Raw genomic sequence first — 17998 nt, forward strand, 5'->3', positions numbered from 1 at the left:
GGCGTCGGCCTTGGCGAGGTAGATCTTGGCGAAGCCCGAAGCGCCGAGTTCGGCATAGTCGAGTGTGCCGCCGAGCAGGCCCTGGATGACGCCGTCATAGTCGGCGGCCGGGAAGAACGAGACTTTCTCGAAGCCGAGTTCGGCCTTCAGGTGATCGCCGAGGCACTGGTAGTTGCGCAGGCGGTCGGCTTCGTTTTCGCCGCCGATGATGCCGACGCGGAATTCCTTGAGGTCTTCAGCCTGGACGTGACCGGCAAGGGCGATGAGCGCGACGGCGCCCCGAAGAATCTTCTTCAGCATGATCTCTCTCCTGTTTGGCCGGCTTTGCCGTGCCTTGAAGTGTATGGCCCTTCACGCGGACCGTTCGATCCCGACCGGATTAAAGCCCGGCCAGTGCCAGCGGTGTCGGGCTGGCGGATTCCTTGATGTTGTCCTGGCGTGCCGGGTTGCGGATCGCCGTGGACGTGAGGCTTTCATCGATCTCGGCGCCATCGGCGCCGGTGCCGTAGATCGTGCGCACGGCTTCGGCATCGAGCTCCCGCGCCGGACCGTCGAAAACGACGCGACCGCCGGACATGCCGATGATGCGCTCGCAATAGGCGCGCGCCGTATCGAGCGTGTGCAGGTTGGTGACGACGGTGATGCCGTCGCGCTCGTTGATGTCGCGCAGCGCGTCCATCACGATCTTGGCGTTGAGCGGATCGAGCGAGGCGATCGGCTCGTCGGCGAGCAGCATCTTCGGGTTCTGCATCAGCGCACGGGCAATCGCCACGCGCTGCTGCTGGCCGCCCGAAAGCGTGCCGGCCGGCTGAAGCGCCGTCTGCTCGATGCCGAGCCGTTCCAGAGCAGCGATCGCCATGATGCGCTCTTCACGGGTGAAGAGATTGAGGATGCTCATGACCGTCGAGCGGTGGTTCAGCCGGCCGAGCAGCACATTGGTGAGCACGTCGAGGCGCGGCACCAGGTTGAATTGCTGGAAGATCATCGCGCAGTCGCGCTGCCAGTTGCGCAGAGCCGAACCGCGCAGCGACGAGACCTCGATATCGTTGAAATGGATCGTGCCCTCGCTCGGATCGGCGAGACGGTTGATCATGCGCAGCATGGTGGACTTGCCGGCGCCCGAACGGCCGATGACGCCGACCATCTGGCCCTGCGGAATGTCGAAAGTCACATTGTCGACCGCGACGCGTGTGCCGAAACGGCGGGTGACATTCTTCAGTCGGAACATGGCGGATCCCTCTTCCTTAACTTGCGGCCCAAGGTCGGGTCCTGTCGTTTTCGGGACTGGCTCTAAACGCTGTTGATGAAGGGGCGATGTCAGTTCGATGTCGGAAAAATAACAGTCCACAGGCCTGATTTTCCGGCATCACGACGGCCTTCCTCACCCGTCGTGACGGGCAAGAAAGGCTTCTGCGTCAAGTTTGCGAAAGTCGTCCAAAGCGCCGCGCAGCCGGGCATGATCCCAGTCCCACCAGGCGAGTTTTTCCATGCGTTCGGCGATGCTTCGCGGGAACCGTTCGCGGATAACCTTCGCGGCGACCCCGCCGACGATCGTGTAGGGTTCGACGTCTTTTGTGACAACGGCGCCGGAGCCTATGACAGCGCCGTTCCCGATCGTGACACCCGGCAGAATGGTCGATCCGTGGCCGATCCAAACATCGTGACCGATGGTGACGCGATGCTCGCGCCGCCAGGAGAAAAATTCGGCCTCGGGCTCTGCATCCGGCCAGTAATCGTTGGCACGGTAGGTGAAGTGATGCAGCGTCGCGCGCCACATCGGGTGGTTCGTGGCGTTGATGCGCACGGACGCCGCGATATTGGCAAACTTGCCGATCGTCGCGCACCAGACGGAGCCGCCGTTCATGATGTAGGAATAGTCGCCGATCTCGGCCTCGCTCACACGGCAGTTCTCGTCGATTTCCGTATAGCGGCCGAGAACCGTGTCGGAGACCACGGCCGTCGGGTGGATCAGCGGCGTTTCGGACAGCTTGGTCATGCGGCGGACTTTCGCGGCGAGAAAGCGGAGACGTCGACGATGCGGTCGGCGACCTTTTCGCGCACGTCCTCGTCGTGGAAGATGCCAAGAAGCGCAACACCGGCCGCCTTCTTCTCCTCGATCATGCCGACGACGACCGCACGGTTCTTCGCATCGAGCGAGGCCGTCGGCTCGTCGAGCAGCAGGATGCGATGATCGGTGATGAAGCCGCGGGCAATGTTGACGCGCTGCTGCTCGCCGCCGGAGAAGGTGGCGGGCGGCAATTGCCAGAGTTCGCGCGGCAGGTTGAGGCGCGCCAGCATCGCTTCCGCCGTCTCGCGCGCTTCGGCCGCATCCATACCGCGTGCAGTCAGCGGTTCGGCCACGACATCGACGGCCGCGACGCGCGGCACGGTGCGCAGGAATTGGCTGACATAGCCGAGCGTCGCCCGGCGCACCGACAGGATGGTGCGCGGATCGGCGATCGCCAGATCGAGCAGGCGGCCGCCATGCTCGATCAAAATTTGGCCACTGTCGACGGCATAGTTGCCATAGACCATCTTGAGCAGCGAACTCTTGCCGATGCCGGACGGGCCGCCCAGCACGACGCATTCGCCCGCCTTTACCGAGAAGGACACATTGGACATGACGGGCAGGCGGATGCCGTCGCGAAGATGCATCGTGAAGCTCTTCGCGACTTCGGAAACAACGAGGGGTGTCGGCATGGTTACACCTGCAAAATCGAGGAAACGAGGAGCTGGGTATAGGCTTCGCGCGGATCGTCGAGCACGCGGTCGGTCAGGCCCTGCTCGATGACGAGGCCATCCTTCATCACCATCATGCGGTGCGACAGGAGGCGCGCGACGGCCAGGTCATGCGTGACGATGATCGCCGAAAGGCCGAGATCCTGAACGAGGCCGCGCAGGAGGTCGAGCAGGCGGGCCTGCACCGAGACGTCGAGGCCGCCGGTCGGCTCGTCCATGAAGATCAGGCGCGGCGCGGTCACGAGATTGCGGGCGATCTGCAGGCGCTGGCGCATGCCGCCGGAGAAGGCGCGCGGCTGGTCGTCAATGCGGTCGGTGCTGATCTCGACCCGCCGCAGCCAGTCGCCAGCCGTCTCGCGGATCTGGCCATAGTGCCGGTCGCCGACGGCCATCAGCCGCTCACCGACATTGGCGCCGGCAGAGACCGCCATGCGCAGGCCATCGGCCGGGTTCTGGTGCACGAAACCCCAGTCGGTGCGCATCAGGAAGCGGCGTTCCGCCTCGCTCATGCGGGAGAGTTCACGCATGTCGCCATCGCGCATGCGGTATTCGACGGCACCGGAGGTCGGCATCAGGCGGGTGGCGAGGCAATTGAGCAGCGTCGTCTTGCCCGAACCGGATTCACCGACGATCGCCAGCACTTCACCCGGCCAGAGATCGAAGGAGACGTTCTGGCAGCCGATGCGCGCGCCGTAGAATTTCGAGATATCGCGGACTTTGAGAAGCGGCATGTCGGTCATTCGGCAGCCTCCTTGTTATAGGCGAGATGACCACGATGGCCGTGGGCACAGCGGTCTTCGCAATGGTCGGTATCCGAGCAGACGAACATCCGCCCGCCCTTGTCGTCGAGCACCACTTCGTCGAGATAGACGTTCTCCGCACCGCACAGCGCGCAGGGCTTGTCGAAGCTCTGGATTTCAAAGGGGTGATCCTCGAAATCGAGGCTGACGACTTCCGTATAGGGCGGCACCGCATAGATGCGCTTCTCGCGGCCGGCGCCGAACAGCTGGAGCGCCTCCGACATGTGCATCTTCGGATTGTCGAATTTCGGCGTCGGCGACGGATCCATAACGTAACGGCCCTCGACCTTCACCGGATAGGCATAGGTTGTCGCGATATGGCCGTTCTTGGCGATGTCCTCGTAGAGCTTGACATGCATCAGGCCATACTCTTCCAGCGCATGCATCTTGCGCGTCTCGGTCTCGCGCGGCTCGAGGAAGCGCAAGGGTTCCGGGATCGGCACCTGGTAGACGAGCGTCTGGCCTTCCGTCAGCTTTTCCTCGGGAATGCGGTGGCGCGTCTGGATGATCGTCGCCTCGCGCGTCTTCGTCGTCACCGCCACATTGGCGACCTTCTGGAAGAAGGCGCGGATAGAGACGGCGTTGGTCGTATCATCCGCCCCCTGGTCGATGACCTTCAGCACATCCTCGGGGCCGAGGATCGCGGCCGTCACCTGCACGCCGCCGGTGCCCCAGCCATAGGGCATGGGCATTTCGCGCGAGGCGAAAGGCACCTGATAGCCGGGGATGGCGATCGCTTTTAGGATCGCACGGCGGATCATGCGTTTCGTCTGCTCGTCGAGATAGGCGAAATTGTAGGTTGCCAGTTCTGCCGTGCTCATTCTGCGGCCTCCGGAAGATCGGTGTCGATGTTGTGCGCGGCCTCGTATTCGCGCCGCATGCGGCGCACGAGGTCGAGTTCGGCCTGGAAATCCACGTAATGCGGAAGCTTCAGGTGCTCGACGAAGCCGGTCGCCTGCACGTTGTCGGAATGGGAGATGACGAATTCCTCGTCCTGCGCCGGCGCGACGATATCCTCGCCGAACTCATCGGCGCGCAGCGCCCGGTCGACCAGCGACATGGCCATGGCCTTGCGCTCGCTCTGGCCGAAGACGAGGCCGTAGCCACGGGTGAACTGGGGCGGGTTCTTCGCCGAGCCCTTGAACTGCGCGATCATCTGGCATTCGGTGATCTGGATGCGGCCGAGCGAGACGGCAAAGCCGAGCTCCGGCATGTCCAGCTCCACCTCGACCTCGCCGATGCGCACTTCGCCCACGAAGGGATGGGTGCGGGCATAACCGCGCTGCGTGGAATAGCCGAGCGCGAGCAGAAAGCCTTCGTCGCCACGGGCGAGCGCCTGCAAGCGCAAGTCGCGGGCCATAGGAAATTCCAGCGGCTCGCGGGTGATGTCGCCGGCGACGTGGCCATCAGGCATGTCGCCGTCATCCTCGACCAGGCCTTCGCCGGCCAGAATGTCGGAGACGCGCATGACGGGCTCGCCGGCCTCATCACGCTCCAGCGGGGCGTCAACCGCGTCGTCTGTCAGAAGCGACGGATCGAGCAGGCGGTGCGTGTAATCGAAGGTCGGGCCGAGCAACTGGCCGCCCGGCAGGTCCTTGTAAGTCGCCGAGACGCGGCGTTCGACAAGCATCTCGCCGGTCTCGACCGGCTTGGAATAACCGAAGCGCGGCAGCGTCGTGCGGTAGGCGCGCAGGATGAAGATTGCCTCGATCATGTCGCCCCGTGCCTGCCGGACGGCAAGTGCGGCAAGCGAACGGTCGTAGAGCGAGGCCTCCGCCATCACGCGGTCGACGGCAAGGCCGAGCTGGGCGACGATCTGCTCGATGCCGATGGCCGGCAGTGAACGGTCGCCGCGTCGGCGGTCGGCGAGAAGGCGGTGAGCGTTGGAGATGGCGGCTTCGCCACCCTTGACGGCAACGTACATGGTTACACCTCCTTCACGCTGATAACGGTGGTGCGCGGCAGGCAGACGATCCTGTCGCCGGCAACGAGGATCAGGTCGACGCCGCGCGGGAATTTCTGGCGGTTTTCCGCCCAGAACTGCGGGAACATGTCGGGTAGGCCGACCGGCGCGATTTCCTCCTGTGTGCGGATGCCCGGCCCCTTCAGGACGAGTGGGCGGCCGCCTTCGAAGGCCTCGATTTCGACGACCAGCGTCGTGGAACGGTCCGGATATTCCTGCGTGCCCTGCGCGAAGAGGCAGAAATTCGGCAGCATCGCGCCCTTCTCGATGAAGGCGAAGCGGGCGTTCTGGCGTTCTTCCGCCAGCACCGCGCCGGCATTGAAGGCAAGCCAGCCGGGCAAGGCGGAGGCGGCGAGCGCCGGCGTCAGCCAGACGGCGGTATCGTGATCGCAGAGCGTCAGCGCGATGGCACCGGCGGCCGGCGTCAGCGGCTTGGGCGGCGCGACGGTTGCGGCGATATCGCCGATCGTGCCCGGACGGGCCATGCAATCCATCATCGTGCGGAAGACGGCCTGGGCCTGGAAGACCGGCTCCTGAAAACCGCCGGCAAAGGCGAGTGTATCCAACGACATCAGTCCTCTCCGCGAACCATGGTGAAGAAATCGACGCGGGTGGCCGCCGTCTGGCGGGCCTTTTCAGCGTCCTCATCAGCAATGCGTGCCGCAATTGCCGAAAGCAGCGCCTCCACCTCGGCCCTGTGGGCCGGCTGCTGGAAGAGGGCATCGAAGATCGCCGAAAGCCGGGCCTTGGCACCATCCGTGCCGAGCGCCTGGCTGTGGCCGACCGTGCCATCCGTAAGGCGGATGCTGGCGCGGCTCACCGTCGCCTCCCCGAGATTGAACGGCGCACCGCCGCCGCCGATGCGGCCGCGCACCATGACGAGACCCGTTTCCGGCCCGCGCACCGGCTGCACGACCGGCTTGTCCGCCAGCACGTCGAATGCCGCCTGCAACTCGGCCCGGCTTGCCTTGGCAAGCAGGCCCATCGCCCTCTGCCGGTCCGCCGCCGTGCCCTTCGCGGTGGCCCCGGTCCTTTTTTCCATTGATGCCATTGCCTCATCTCCAAATGTCTATTAATCTAGACAACCGAACATCTAAGTCTTGTCTTAATCGGCCGGAATGACAAGGGTGTGACAGCGGACGATATCGCGGGGGCGAAAAAATGGTGGAACGGCAATCGGGCGTGGCGCTCTGGCGGCAGATCGCCGACCGCATGCGCCTTGCGATCAACAATGGCGATTTCGACGAAACCGGCATGATGCCGCCGGAAATGGTGCTCGCCGCCCGCTTCGGCGTGAACCGCCACACGGTGCGCAGCGCCATGGCGGCGCTTGCGGAAGAAGGCATCGTTCGCCCCATCCAGGGCATCGGCACCCGCATCGAGCGGCGCGACCGGCTGCGTTTTCCGATTTCAAAGCGCACGCGCTTTTCGCAGGGCCTCGGCAATCAGGCACGCGATATCGAGGGCAGGATGCTGGAGGCGGCAACCGAGGTTGCGCCATCGATCGTGGCCGAAGCCCTCGGACTCCCTATCGGCACGCTCTGTGTGCGCATGGAAACCGTCAACAGTGCCGACAAGCGCCCAATCTCGCGCGCGACGCACTATTTCCCGGCGGACCGTTTCGGCGAGATCGGCGGGATTTTCGAGCGGACCCGCTCCATCACCGCGGCCTTCCGCGAGCTCGGCGTCACAGACTATGTGCGCCGCTCGACGGAAATCTCGGCCATCCACGCCGAGGGCGACGATATCAGGCACCTGAAGCTTTCGCCCGGCGCGATCATCCTCGTCGCGACAGCCGTCAATACCGACCTTGCGGGAACGCCGATCCAGTTTTCCCGCACCCGCTTCGCTGCCGACCGTGTCAAGCTGACGGTGGAGCCCGAAGACTAGGCCGGCTTGCGGCAGCAGAGAATGAAGCGACGATAAAGCAGCGTGCGCAGCCTGTTGCGCAGGTCCGCCGTCCGCTACTGTGCTCTGGCGATCGGCGCATGGGAGCCGATCGTCACACCGCGGAAACCGGCCGTCTCCAGCAAAGGCAGTACGCGTTCGACCGTCAGCCCGTCGCCAAAGGGCAGGCGCTGCATGATACTGGAATGCCGGTCACCCATCGCACCGTCATAATGCGGGTCGGTTCCGATAAACCGATCGAGCACCGCGATGGCGCGGCTCGCCAGCCGTCCAAGCCGTGTCGGGGCGGCCCAGTCGCCATCGAAGAACAGCAGCGTACCGCCCGGTTTCAGCACGCGGTGCCATTCCGCAAAGGCCTGCTCAGGCGTCGTCAGCGTCCATACGAGGTGGCGGCAGACGATGGCATCATAGCTTTCGTCCGGCTCCATGGGGTTTTCCGCATCGGCGAGCAGAAAGCGAAGACCCTTCGCCCCCGCATGTTTCCTGCGCGCCACCGACAGCATAGCCTCCGAAAAATCGAGCGCCGTCACATCGTGGCCGAGTGACAGCAACAGGCGTGTCACCTCCCCCGTACCGCAGGCAAGCTCCAGCACACGGCGCGGCTCCGGTCCCAGATGCTCGCGGATCGCCGCCGCCCAGGCGTCGAATTCCGGCCCTTCGGGAATGCGGTGACCGAAGGCGAGATCGAAGGTTTGCGAGCGGCGGGACCAGTAGTCGCGGATGTCTTCCTTGAGGTGATCGTTGGAGAGCGTGCCGTGCATTACATGCCCTCGTTCGCCACGAGTTTCAGCCGCGGCGGCCGCGGCTCCGGGCGGCGATAGCGGATGAAGCAGCCACCGGCGCTGTCGCGCTCCACATCCACGGTGACGCCAAAAACCTCCAGCAGGCGCTGCGGCTCCAGCACCTTGGCCGGCGTGCCCAGTGCCACGATGCGCCCGCCCTGCATGACGGCGATGCGGTCGCAGAACATGGCGGCGTGGTTGAGATCGTGCAGGGCGGCGACGACGGTCAGCTCCTGCTCGCGCACCAGCTGGAGCAGGCTGATCTGGTGGCCGATATCGAGATGGTTGGTCGGTTCGTCGAGCAGCAGGATCGGCGATTGCTGGGCGAGCGCCCGGGCGATATGCAGCCGCTGGCGCTCACCGCCTGACAGCGTGTGCCAGAGCCGGCCGGCGAAATGCGCCATGTCGACCTCCTCCAGCGCCCGGTCGACGATGGCGTCATCGGTCCGCGACCAGGGGGTGAGCGCGCCGAGATAGGGTGTGCGGCCGAGTTCGACGGCCTGGCGCGCGGTGATGCGCTCGGTGGTTTCCGCCTGCTGCTCGACAAAGGCGATGCGCCGGGCAACGGCCTGGCGGCCATGATCCGAAAGCGGCCTGCCGTCGAGCAGGACGGCACCGGCCTGCGGCTTGCGAATGCCTGACATCAGCGACATCAGGCTCGTCTTGCCCGAGCCGTTCGGGCCGATGATGCCGAGGAATTCGCCGGGGCGCACGTCGAGCGAGACATCCGACAGGATGGTCGCGCCACCGGCCGACCAGTGCAGGTTTTTGGCGGACAACGTCACAGGGCCGATCTCCTCTGGCTGAGGATGAGCGCGAAGGCCGGCGCGCCGAACAGCGCTGTGATGACGCCGATGGGCAGGACCTGGCCGGGAATGATGACACGCGACAGCACGTCCGCCGCGATCATGAAGATGGCGCCGATCAGCGCCGAGGCCGGCAGAAGCAGGCCGTGCCGCACGCCGACGACCATGCGCGCGGCATGGGGAATGACGAGGCCGACAAAGCCGATCGAGCCGACGATGGAGACCATGGTCGCCGTCATCAGCGCGGAAATGGCGATCAGCACGACATAGACCCGGCGCACGGGAATGCCGAGCGAGGCGGCCGATTCTGTGCCGAAGGTGAAAGCATCGAGCGCACGGGCATGCCACAGGCAGACGAGAAGGCCGAGGATCGCCGCCGGCAGCGCGAGCCACACATCCGGCCAGCGCACGCCGGAGAGATTGCCGAGCAGCCAGAACATGATGCCGCGCGCCTGCTCCGCACTCGCCGCCTTGGTGACGATGAAGGACGTGAGCGCATTGAAGAGCTGCGAGCCGGCAATGCCGGCGAGAATGATCGCGCTCGTGCCGCGCCCGGCGCGCAAGGCGAGCGCGCTGACAAGGCCGAAGGCGACGAGCGCGCCGAGGAAGGCGCCGGCCGGCAGCGTCAGGGCACCGGCGCCGATGCCGAGGATCGCCACGCTGACGGCACCGGTCGAGGCGCCGGCGGAAATGCCGAGGATGTAGGGATCGGCCAGCGCATTGCGCAGCAGCGATTGCAGGATGACGCCGCAGAGTGCCAGCGCCGAACCGCAGCAAGCCGCGACCATCGCCCGGCTCAGCCGGTAGTTCCAGATGATGCCTTCGTCGATCGGCTCCAGCGGGTAGCCGGCATGCCAGAGCCGGTTTGCCACCGTCTTCGCCACCACGTCGAGCGGGATCGCCGTCTCGCCGACGGCGGCCCCGACGCCGAGCGCCAACAGCAGGAGGAGGAGCGCCGTGAAAACGGCGCCCGTCCGAAGCACGATGGGGCGATCGGAGATCACTTGGCGAGACCAGCCTTTTCGATTGCATCGGCCAGACGCTCGATGCCCTCGATGGTTCGGATCGTCGGGTTCATCGCCTGGGCGTCCATGTCGAAGACATGGTTGCTCTTCACCGCCGGCATGAGGCCCGCGACCGGATCGGTCTTCAGGAAGTCGAGCTTCGCCTCGAGGCTGTCGAGCGGATAGCGGCGGCGCTCCATCGAGCCGGCGACGATCATGGTCGGTGCGGCCTTGGCGATGGTCTCCCAGCCGACCGTCGGCCATTCGTCCTCGGTCTTGATGATGTTTTCGATGCCGAGCGCCGACATGATGTAACCCGGCGCGCCGTTCTTGCCGGCGACATAGGGATCGGCATCGGCAGCGCTGGAGAACCAGAAGACGGCGGAGAGCTTGTCCTTGGCGGCGGCGACCTTGGCGCGGGCAGCCTCCTCACGCGCCTTCAGCGCGGCAACGACCTCTTCGCCCTTGTCCTGGATATCGTAGATCTGCGCCATCTCGCGGATCTCCTGATAAACCAGCTCCATGGTGAAGACCTGGTGGCGCACGCCGTCGCTGGCCGCGCTGTTCTCCTTGCCGACGCAATCGGCCGGCGAGGTATAGACGGGAATGCCGAGTTCCTCGAACTGCTCGGGCTTGGCGACGACACCTTCCGGGCCGACCTGCCACTGGAACTGCACCGTGACGATATCCGGCTTCTTGGCGAGCACGCTTTCGAAGCTCGGCTCGTTGTCGGCGAGACGATCGATCTTCACATTGACGTCCTCATAGCCCTTGAGGACCGGGCCGACCCAAAGTGCGGTGCCCACCACCTTGTCGGCGAGGCCGAGCATGTAGAGGATTTCGGTCGAACTCTGGCCGATCGAGACGGTCTTCGTCGGCGCCTTCTGGAAGGTGACCGGTCGGCCGCAGTTTTGCAGCGTAAGCGGATACTGCGTCGCGGCGGCCTGGGCCGTGCCGGAAGCGATGAGGGTCACTGCGCCGGCAAGGGCGGAAACGAGGGATGCGGCACGCAGGGCCGCGGCAAATAGGGTCATGGATTTCTCCCGGAGAGTGAAGGCGTGCGGGCTCAGCCAATGGACCACGAAGGGCGCACCGAATGCGGTCGGGAGAAAACGAAGGGAGGTCTGCCGCGGGCGGCAGTCGGGCTCGTCATGGCGTCTCCTGTTCCGGGCTTCCCCGCCCGTGACTTGGATTCTCGAGTGCGCGACAAGCAGCACTCTCGGCTCTGACGGCAGGTCTCCTGGCTCACGGATATCTGCTGCCTGTCTGCCTTCCCGCGCGAAATGCGCAGTGGCATGACGCCAAACGCGTCACGAGGACAGGCGGCAATCCGCCTACAGTTGCGGGGGCAGCCACGGAATGGGTCCCTGTTGGGTCGTCCGCACCGTGTTCCCTATTAATCCCCTGGGAGTCATCCTTCGGGGAACCGTCGTCCCATCCTTAATCCGCACCGTTCGGTGGCGTCAAGATGACGGTGACAATCAGCTTTCGAAATCCCCGAAGACGTCCTGAAGGTGCGTCAGCCGGTCGACGCGCTCGCTCACCTCGTCGCCCATTTCGACGATGACGTTGCTGAGCATCAGATCCATCACCGCCGTCATGGTCGCGGCACCATCCCACAGCGGCCCGTGCGAGCCGGGCACGATGAGACAGATATCGGAGACTTCAGGACCCCAGGGGCAGAATTCATCGGTCAGCAGCACGACCTTTACGCCGGCACGCCGGGCCTCCAGCGCGAGCGGCCGGGCCTTGGCGGCAAAGCGGCGCACGTCGTGCAGGAAAAGCAGCCGCCCCTCGACGGAGCCGTCGAGCACTTCGGCATAGGTGCCGTTCACGCCATCGACGAACTGCACGCGCGGGCGCGTATAGGAAAGCTGGCTTGCGAAATATTGCGCGATGCCGCGCACGTTCTGATAGGCGGCGACATAGACCTCCGTCGCGCCGATCAGCGCGTCGATCGTCTGCTGCCATTCCGGCGCGGTGGTGAGGGCATAGATCTGGCCGAGATTGTCGATCTGCTGCTGGATGAGGCCGGCGAGCAGCTTGCCGTCCTTGCGGTCCTGCTCCAGGCGTCCGACCTGCCCTTTCACTTGCCAGGCGGGGTTGGAACTGCCGCGGCGCAGCTCGCTCTTCAACTCGTCGAGCCCGTCGAAGCCCATACGGCGCAGATAGCGGCCGATGGTCATGGGGGAAAGTTCGAGACGCTGGGCGATGGAGCGCGCCGTCTCGAACGGCAGTTCGGAAAGGTTGCGCTCGATATAGTGGGCGATCAGCTTGTCGGATTTGGACCGCCTGAGGTCGTCGGACTGAACGAGCTTCAGAATGCGTTTCGACACGTCGCCCCTCTCCTCGAAATCCCGCCCGTCCAAAGACGGGCGGGTATCAACCGCACTCACGCCGGGCTCATTGGGCCGTCTTGACCCGCGTCCAGACACGGTCCACCTGACGCAAAGCCGGGCCCAGATCCTCGAATATCTGGAGACGCGCCATCGTCTCGGCTGGCGGGTTGATTTCCTTGCTATTCCTGATCTTTTCCGTGGTCAATTCCCGCGCCGGCACATTGGCGGTGCCGTTGGTCTGCTGCGAGACGTTAAGGGCGACGATTTCCGGGCGCGTGTAGAACTGCAGGAACTTAATCGCGTTGTCCTTGTTCGGCGCGGTCTTCAGTACGCAGATGTCCTCCTGGTACATGGTCGCCCCCTCTTCGGGGATCACGTAGCCCAGGTCCTTCTCATTGGCGAAGATATCCACCATCGCGCCGACGAAGGCATGACCGGCGGCGACGTCGCCCGCCTGCACCATCGGGCGTTCGTCATAGGTGAAGGCCGCCACGTCGGGCTTCATGGCGATGATCGTGTCTGCCGCCTGCTGCAGCTCCGCCGGATCCGTCGAATTGATCTTGTGGCCGTTCAGGATAAGGCCGACCGCCAGAACCTCACGCATGTCGTCGAGCAAAGTGAATTTCAGGCCCTTGGCCTTCACCGTCGCGATCAGGTCCTTCCAGCCCGTGATATCCTTGCCGAGCACCTTGCGGTTGTACATGATACCGACCGAGCCCCAGGCATAGGGCAGGCAATATTCGCCGTTCGGGTCGCTCTTGGCGCGCAGGAACGTCGGATCGATGTTCTTGAAGCCTTCATACTGGTTGATGTCGGTCTTTTCCAGAAGATCGAGCTTGGCCATGATGTCCTGCATGTGCACGGACGGGAAGACGATGTCGTAACCCGTAGCGCCGCCCTGGATCTTGGCCAGCATTTCCTCGTTGGAGGAATAGGTCGAGAGGTTGACCTTGATCTTGGTCTCCTCTTCGAACTTCTTCAAAACCTCCGGATTGATATATTCGCCCCAGTTGTAAACGTTGAGCTCGGCGGCGCTGGCCATGCCCGTCGTGGCCATGAGCACGGCGAGCGAGAAAGCGGCGCGGCGAAAGCCGGACAGACCGGCATCATGCGATTTCGGCATCGATAGTCTCCTCTGATGGTTCGGCCCGTCGTGGCCCCGGCGCTTTCCTTTGCGCCGTCTTCCCGTCCCGGCTTCTTTTCGGCCGTTGACTTGGATGAACAAATGGTATCCAGATATCGAAATCGCACAAGCGTTATTTTTATAACATTAATGGGGAACGACGATGCGAGATTCCATAGTCCGCCTGGAAAAGGCGGCGAAGGCCTTTGCCACGCCCGAGGGACAGACCGTGACGGCGCTCGACGCAATCGACCTCGATGTCAGCCGAAACGAATTCCTGACGCTGCTCGGGCCTTCAGGCTGCGGCAAGACCACCCTGCTCCAGGCGATCAGCGGCTTCGTCCAGCTCGATGGCGGGCGCATCCTGATCGATGGCGAGGACATGACCGACCGGCCACCCTACCGCCGCCCGGTCAACACGGTGTTCCAGAACTATGCGCTCTTCCCGCATATGACGGTGGGTGAAAATACCGGCTACGCGCTTGAGGTCGCCGGCGTCGCGAAAGCGGAGCGCACGAAGCGCGTCGGTGACGCGCTGCGCATGGTCGGGCTCGAGGGCATGGAGGGCCGCAAGCCCCGCCAACTTTCCGGCGGCCAGCAGCAGCGCGTGGCGCTCGCCCGCGCCATCATCGCCCGGCCGAAGCTGCTCCTGCTCGACGAACCGCTGTCGGCGCTCGACAAGAACCTGCGTCAATCCATGCAGATCGAGTTGAAGACGCTGCAGCACGAACTCGGCATCTCCTTCATCTTCGTGACGCATGACCAGCAGGAAGCCCTGACCATGTCGGACCGTGTCGCCGTGCTCTCGGGCGGCCGCATCCAGCAGCTCGACACACCGCGCGTCCTCTACGACCAGCCGAAGAACAGTTTCGTCGCCACCTTCGTCGGCGCCAGCAACCTCTTCGAGGGCGAGGCCGGCAGCGGACAACTCGTCACCAAGGACGGTCTTTCCATTTCCCATGGACGGCCGGGCGCGACGGGCGCGGCGACTGCCCTCATCCGCCCCGAACAGTTTTTCATCGCCCAGACCGGCGACAGCGCGCCGGGCCTCGACGTCGATCTCGAACAGATCGTGTTCGTCGGTTCCACCTTCGAACTGTTCGGCCGGACAGCGACCGGCCGGCGCGTCATCGCGGAAATCCCCGCCATGCGGCGCAGCCTCGTCGGCGAAATCGAGCAATCGCGCCGCGCGCGCCTCGCCTATGATCCCGCCGCCGTGCACCTCCTTCCGGCGGAGGCGGCCTGACATGACGTCGATTGCCTTTCGCCGCCGCGCCCAGCTGACCGTCCTGCTTGGGCCGGTCTCGCTATTCCTGGCGGTCTTCTTCCTCGGCCCGCTCGCCATCATGATCGTGACGAGTTTCCTCGCCCCCGGCCTTTACGGCGGGGTGGAGTGGACTTGGTATCCGCACAATTACGGTCGCATCCTCGGCTTCGCCGACCCGATGTTCGAGGATTTCGATCCGATCTACATCGCGATTTTCCTGCGCTCGCTGAAGATCGCGGCAATGACGGTCGTGGCAGCGCTGCTCGTCTGCTATCCGGCCGCCTTCCGCATCAGCCGGCTCTCCGACCGCTGGAAGAATTTCTGTCTGTTCCTGATCACGCTGCCCTTCTTCACCAGCCTGATCGTGCGGCTGTTCGTCTGGGTGCTGATTCTCCGCCCGACCGGCCTCGCCAATGAGGTGCTGATCGGCACCGGCGTCGTCAGCCGCCCGCTCGACCTGATCTACACGGACGGAGCGATCATCCTTGGCATGGTCTATGTCTTCATCCCCTTCATGTTCATGCCGGTCTATGCCAGCGTCGAAAAACTCGACTGGACGCTGGTGCGCGCCTCGCTCGATCTCGGCGCCGGGCCGATCCGCACTTTCCTGCGCATCATCCTGCCGCTGACGGCGCCGGGCATCGCCGGCGGCGCGGTCATCGTCTTCATCCCCGCGCTCGGCAATTTCGTCGTGCCGGCCATTCTCGGCGGCGCGAAGGTCATGATGCTCGGCAATCTCATCGAGCAGCAGTTCCTCGCCGCGCGCAACTGGCCCTTCGGCGCGGCGCTCGCCATGATGGTCATGACCGTCATGCTGGTGCTGCTCTTCATCCACGTCGTCGTTTCCGGCCGTCGCGGCTTCGACCCCGCGACCGGACATTGAGGAGAGCGGCCATGAAGATTTTCGCCACGCTGGCCCGCGGCAGCCTGATTGCCTATACCGTGCTGTTCTTCGCCTTCATTTACATTCCGCTCGCGCTGATCGCCGTCTATTCGTTTAACGCGAACCCGGTCAACATGATGACCTGGACCGGCTTCACCACCGAATGGTACGCCCAGGTCCTCGGCTTCAAGACGAAGATTTCGGAAAACGCGCTCTACCTGGAATCCACCAGCCAGCTCGTCGAGGCGCTCTGGAACAGTCTGATCATCGCCACCTCCACCACGGCGATCGCCACCGTGCTCGGCACGGCCATGGCCATCGCACTCTACCGGTTCGATTTCTTCGGACGGCGCTTCTACCGCACCGTCATGTTCATGCCGATGCTGATGCCCGATATCGTGCTCGGCATCGCGCTCCTGATCTTCTTCGTCAATTCCGGTATCAATCTCGGCCTGAAGACGATCATCATCGGCCAGTGCACCTTCCTGATCTCCTATGTCTTCATCGTCGTCACCGCCCGGCTCGCCGGCATGGACCGCACGCTGGAGCACGCCTCGGCCGATCTCGGTGCCAACGAATGGACGACCTTCCGCAAGGTGGTATTTCCGCAGCTCCTGCCCGGCATCGTCGGCGGCGCGCTGCTCGCCTTCATCATCTCGATGGACGACCTCGTCATCACCTATTTCATCGCCGGCGTCGATGTGACGACGCTGCCGATGTTCATCTTCGCCATGCTCCGGCGCGGCATCAAGCCGGAGATCAACGCCATCGCCGTGATGATGCTGACGTTCTCCTTCCTCATCGCCTCGCTCGGCCTCTACCTTCGCTCCCGGCAGAAATGATTATGACCCAGACGACAAAACCCCGCGCCCGCGCGCTCGGCCTGCCCTTCACCGGCCGCACCGGCCCGCTCAATGCCATCACCGATGTCGAGGGCATCGCCGTCGGCTTCCAGACCATCCGCGAAGAAACCCCGCGCCCCGGCCGAAAGCTCCCGGTGCGTACCGGCGTCACCGCCATCCTGCCGCATAGCGAAAGCGAAACGCCCGTGCCCGTTTATGCCGGCGTGCATCGCTTCAACGGCAATGGCGAAATGACCGGCACGCACTGGATCGAGGATGGCGGCGCCTTCCTCGGCCCGGTCATGATCACCAACACCCACGGTGTCGGCATCACCCATCACGCGACCATCCGCTGGATGCTGGAGCGCTACCCCTCGACCTACGATATCGGCGATTTCCTCTGGCTGATGCCCGTCATCGCCGAGACCTATGACGGGGCGCTGAGCGACATCAACGGCATGCCGGTGACGGAAGCGGACGCCCGCGCGGCCCTCGACAATCTCTCGCTCGGCCCCGTTTCCGAAGGCAATTGCGGCGGCGGTACCGGCATGATCACCTACGGCTTCAAGGGCGGCACTGGCACCTCGTCGCGCGTCGTCCCGTACGGCGACAGGGACTATACGATCGGCACACTGGTGCAGGCCAATCACGGCCAGCGCGACTGGCTGACGGTCTGCGGCGTGCCTGTCGGCAAACACTTGCTGGACAATACCCCGCAAAGCCAGCTTAAGGAGCGCGGCTCAATCATCGTCGTTATCGCGACCGATCTGCCGATGATGCCGCATCAGCTGAAGCGCCTCGCCCGCCGCGCCGCGATCGGCATCGGCCGCAACGGCACGCCCGGCGGCAACAATTCCGGCGATATCTTCCTCGCCTTTTCCACGGCCAATCCGCAGCCTATGGCGCACCGCGCCCCGCCGCGGCTCGCCATGGAGATGGTCAATGATGAATATCTCGACCCCGTCTATGCCGCGGCGGTCGACAGCGTGGAGGAAGCGGTGGTCAACGCCATGCTGGCGGCGGAAAGCGCTGGTGGCACGCAGCACGACCGCCTACGCGTCGAGGCCATAGACCACGACGCGCTGATGGCTGTCATGCAGCAATATGGCCGGCGCTAAACGCGCCGGCCCTTCAGATCAGTTCGCAGTGCCGTCAGGCGTGACCTTCTGGCTGTCGCCGCCGGTGCCGGACTGCTGCGTCGGAGAGCGGTCCGTCGGCACGGTCTGACCGCCGCCGGGCACGCTGTTGTCGATCGTGTCCTGGGTCGGCTCGCCGCTGGTGGTGGAGGAGGTCTGCGTCGCATCGACAGGCGCGGACGGATCGATGCGTTCGCCGAAGATTTCCACCGCACCCCACGCGATCAGCGCCAGCGCAAGACTGATGCCGAGCACTTTCAGCACCGGCCGGCCGGGGCCGCCCTGCCGGGTCTCGCGGGCCGAATAATCCTTGCGGATGGGATCGTGTGTGCGGGTGATCGGATCGCCGCGTTCGTCTTGCTGATGGGTCATGAATGACACTCCCTGAAATGGAACTCAGGGACGA

19 protein-coding genes, 2 pseudogenes and 1 riboswitch are annotated in these 17998 nt (G+C 64.5%); of the genes and pseudogenes, 5 read left to right on the plus strand and 16 right to left on the minus strand.

Annotated elements, in window-relative coordinates:
* From ACOZKU_RS11020 to phnG, 9 genes and pseudogenes are all read right to left on the minus strand, one after another.
* Nucleotides 1-300 (minus strand): annotated as a pseudogene (locus tag ACOZKU_RS11020) (phosphonate ABC transporter substrate-binding protein); the annotation flags it as partial.
* Nucleotides 301-379: 79 nt separating this feature from the next.
* Nucleotides 380-1228, minus strand: coding sequence for a phosphonate ABC transporter ATP-binding protein (gene phnC, locus ACOZKU_RS11025; protein WP_314088612.1), 849 nt, complete (start codon nt 1226-1228; stop codon nt 380-382).
* Nucleotides 1229-1381: 153 nt separating this feature from the next.
* Nucleotides 1382-1996, minus strand: coding sequence for a DapH/DapD/GlmU-related protein (locus tag ACOZKU_RS11030; RefSeq protein ID WP_421578905.1), 615 nt, complete (start codon nt 1994-1996; stop codon nt 1382-1384).
* Nucleotides 1993-2700 carry a phosphonate C-P lyase system protein PhnL gene (phnL, locus tag ACOZKU_RS11035; RefSeq protein ID WP_421578906.1) on the minus strand — a complete coding sequence of 236 codons (708 nt, stop codon included), beginning with the start codon at nt 2698-2700 and terminating at the stop codon, nt 1993-1995. Before phnL ends, ACOZKU_RS11030 begins: the two co-directional genes overlap by 4 nt.
* 2 nt (nt 2701-2702) lie before the next feature.
* Entirely contained in the window at nt 2703-3479 is a 777-nt protein-coding gene (phnK, locus tag ACOZKU_RS11040; protein ID WP_314088621.1) for a phosphonate C-P lyase system protein PhnK, read from the minus strand.
* Nucleotides 3476-4360 (minus strand): alpha-D-ribose 1-methylphosphonate 5-phosphate C-P-lyase PhnJ, encoded by an 885-nt coding sequence (locus ACOZKU_RS11045; protein WP_421578907.1) that lies wholly within the window; start codon nt 4358-4360, stop codon nt 3476-3478. The genes phnK and ACOZKU_RS11045 overlap by 4 nt, the downstream gene beginning before the upstream one ends.
* Nucleotides 4357-5463, minus strand: coding sequence for a carbon-phosphorus lyase complex subunit PhnI (locus ACOZKU_RS11050; RefSeq protein ID WP_314088628.1), 1107 nt, complete (start codon nt 5461-5463; stop codon nt 4357-4359). Before ACOZKU_RS11050 ends, ACOZKU_RS11045 begins: the two co-directional genes overlap by 4 nt.
* 2 nt (nt 5464-5465) lie before the next feature.
* Nucleotides 5466-6074 carry a phosphonate C-P lyase system protein PhnH gene (gene phnH / locus ACOZKU_RS11055; RefSeq protein WP_421578908.1) on the minus strand — a complete coding sequence of 203 codons (609 nt, stop codon included), beginning with the start codon at nt 6072-6074 and terminating at the stop codon, nt 5466-5468.
* Nucleotides 6074-6553, minus strand: a complete 480-nt coding sequence (phnG, locus tag ACOZKU_RS11060; protein WP_421578909.1) for a phosphonate C-P lyase system protein PhnG — start codon at nt 6551-6553, stop codon at nt 6074-6076. Before phnG ends, phnH begins: the two co-directional genes overlap by 1 nt.
* Before the next feature lie 110 nt (nt 6554-6663).
* On the opposite strand from phnG, the gene phnF reads away from it, so the two are divergent.
* Entirely contained in the window at nt 6664-7392 is a 729-nt protein-coding gene (phnF, locus tag ACOZKU_RS11065; protein ID WP_421578910.1) for a phosphonate metabolism transcriptional regulator PhnF, read from the plus strand.
* On the opposite strand, the pseudogene ACOZKU_RS11070 reads toward phnF, so the two are convergent.
* From ACOZKU_RS11070 to ACOZKU_RS11095, 6 genes and pseudogenes are all read right to left on the minus strand, one after another.
* Nucleotides 7389-8171: pseudogene (locus ACOZKU_RS11070) on the minus strand (class I SAM-dependent methyltransferase). The gene phnF and the pseudogene ACOZKU_RS11070 overlap by 4 nt on opposite strands.
* Nucleotides 8171-8977, minus strand: a complete 807-nt coding sequence (locus ACOZKU_RS11075) for an ABC transporter ATP-binding protein (protein WP_421578911.1) — start codon at nt 8975-8977, stop codon at nt 8171-8173. Before ACOZKU_RS11075 ends, ACOZKU_RS11070 begins: the two are co-directional and overlap by 1 nt.
* On the minus strand, nt 8974-9984 hold the full coding sequence (locus tag ACOZKU_RS11080; RefSeq protein WP_421578969.1) for a FecCD family ABC transporter permease: 1011 nt from the start codon (nt 9982-9984) through the stop codon (nt 8974-8976). Before ACOZKU_RS11080 ends, ACOZKU_RS11075 begins: the two co-directional genes overlap by 4 nt.
* A gap of 14 nt (nt 9985-9998) precedes the next feature.
* Complete coding sequence (locus ACOZKU_RS11085) at nt 9999-11036, minus strand: ABC transporter substrate-binding protein (RefSeq protein WP_421578912.1); 1038 nt, start codon at nt 11034-11036, stop codon at nt 9999-10001.
* A 179-nt stretch (nt 11037-11215) separates the two neighbouring features.
* A riboswitch (cobalamin riboswitch) is annotated at nt 11216-11448 on the minus strand.
* A 35-nt stretch (nt 11449-11483) separates the two neighbouring features.
* Nucleotides 11484-12338: a MurR/RpiR family transcriptional regulator gene (locus tag ACOZKU_RS11090; RefSeq protein ID WP_314088652.1), complete on the minus strand. Its 855-nt coding sequence runs from the start codon at nt 12336-12338 to the stop codon at nt 11484-11486.
* Between the two features lie 67 nt (nt 12339-12405).
* Nucleotides 12406-13398, minus strand: a complete 993-nt coding sequence (locus tag ACOZKU_RS11095; protein WP_421578970.1) for a polyamine ABC transporter substrate-binding protein — start codon at nt 13396-13398, stop codon at nt 12406-12408.
* Nucleotides 13399-13627: 229 nt separating this feature from the next.
* Here ACOZKU_RS11095 and ACOZKU_RS11100 point away from each other — a divergent pair, with 229 nt between their 5' ends.
* Genes ACOZKU_RS11100 through ACOZKU_RS11115 form a run of 4 tightly spaced genes read left to right on the plus strand, consistent with a single transcriptional unit; the run spans nt 13628 to nt 17574 of the window.
* Entirely contained in the window at nt 13628-14710 is a 1083-nt protein-coding gene (locus ACOZKU_RS11100) for an ABC transporter ATP-binding protein (protein WP_421578913.1), read from the plus strand.
* Between the two features lies 1 nt (nt 14711).
* Entirely contained in the window at nt 14712-15614 is a 903-nt protein-coding gene (locus tag ACOZKU_RS11105) for an ABC transporter permease (protein ID WP_421578914.1), read from the plus strand.
* Between the two features lie 11 nt (nt 15615-15625).
* Entirely contained in the window at nt 15626-16456 is an 831-nt protein-coding gene (locus ACOZKU_RS11110) for an ABC transporter permease (RefSeq protein WP_421578915.1), read from the plus strand.
* 2 nt (nt 16457-16458) lie between these two features.
* The gene (locus ACOZKU_RS11115) at nt 16459-17574 is read left to right on the plus strand and encodes a P1 family peptidase (protein WP_421578916.1); all 1116 of its coding nucleotides are present in this window, start codon (nt 16459-16461) and stop codon (nt 17572-17574) included.
* An 18-nt stretch (nt 17575-17592) separates the two neighbouring features.
* On the opposite strand, the gene ACOZKU_RS11120 is transcribed toward ACOZKU_RS11115, so the two are convergent.
* Nucleotides 17593-17964: a hypothetical protein gene (locus tag ACOZKU_RS11120; protein WP_421578917.1), complete on the minus strand. Its 372-nt coding sequence runs from the start codon at nt 17962-17964 to the stop codon at nt 17593-17595.
* Nucleotides 17965-17998 lie beyond the last annotated feature (34 nt).

Origin of the sequence: Shinella sp. M31 (genome assembly GCF_049199205.1) — a bacterium.
Taxonomy (GTDB): Bacteria; Pseudomonadota; Alphaproteobacteria; order Rhizobiales; family Rhizobiaceae; genus Shinella.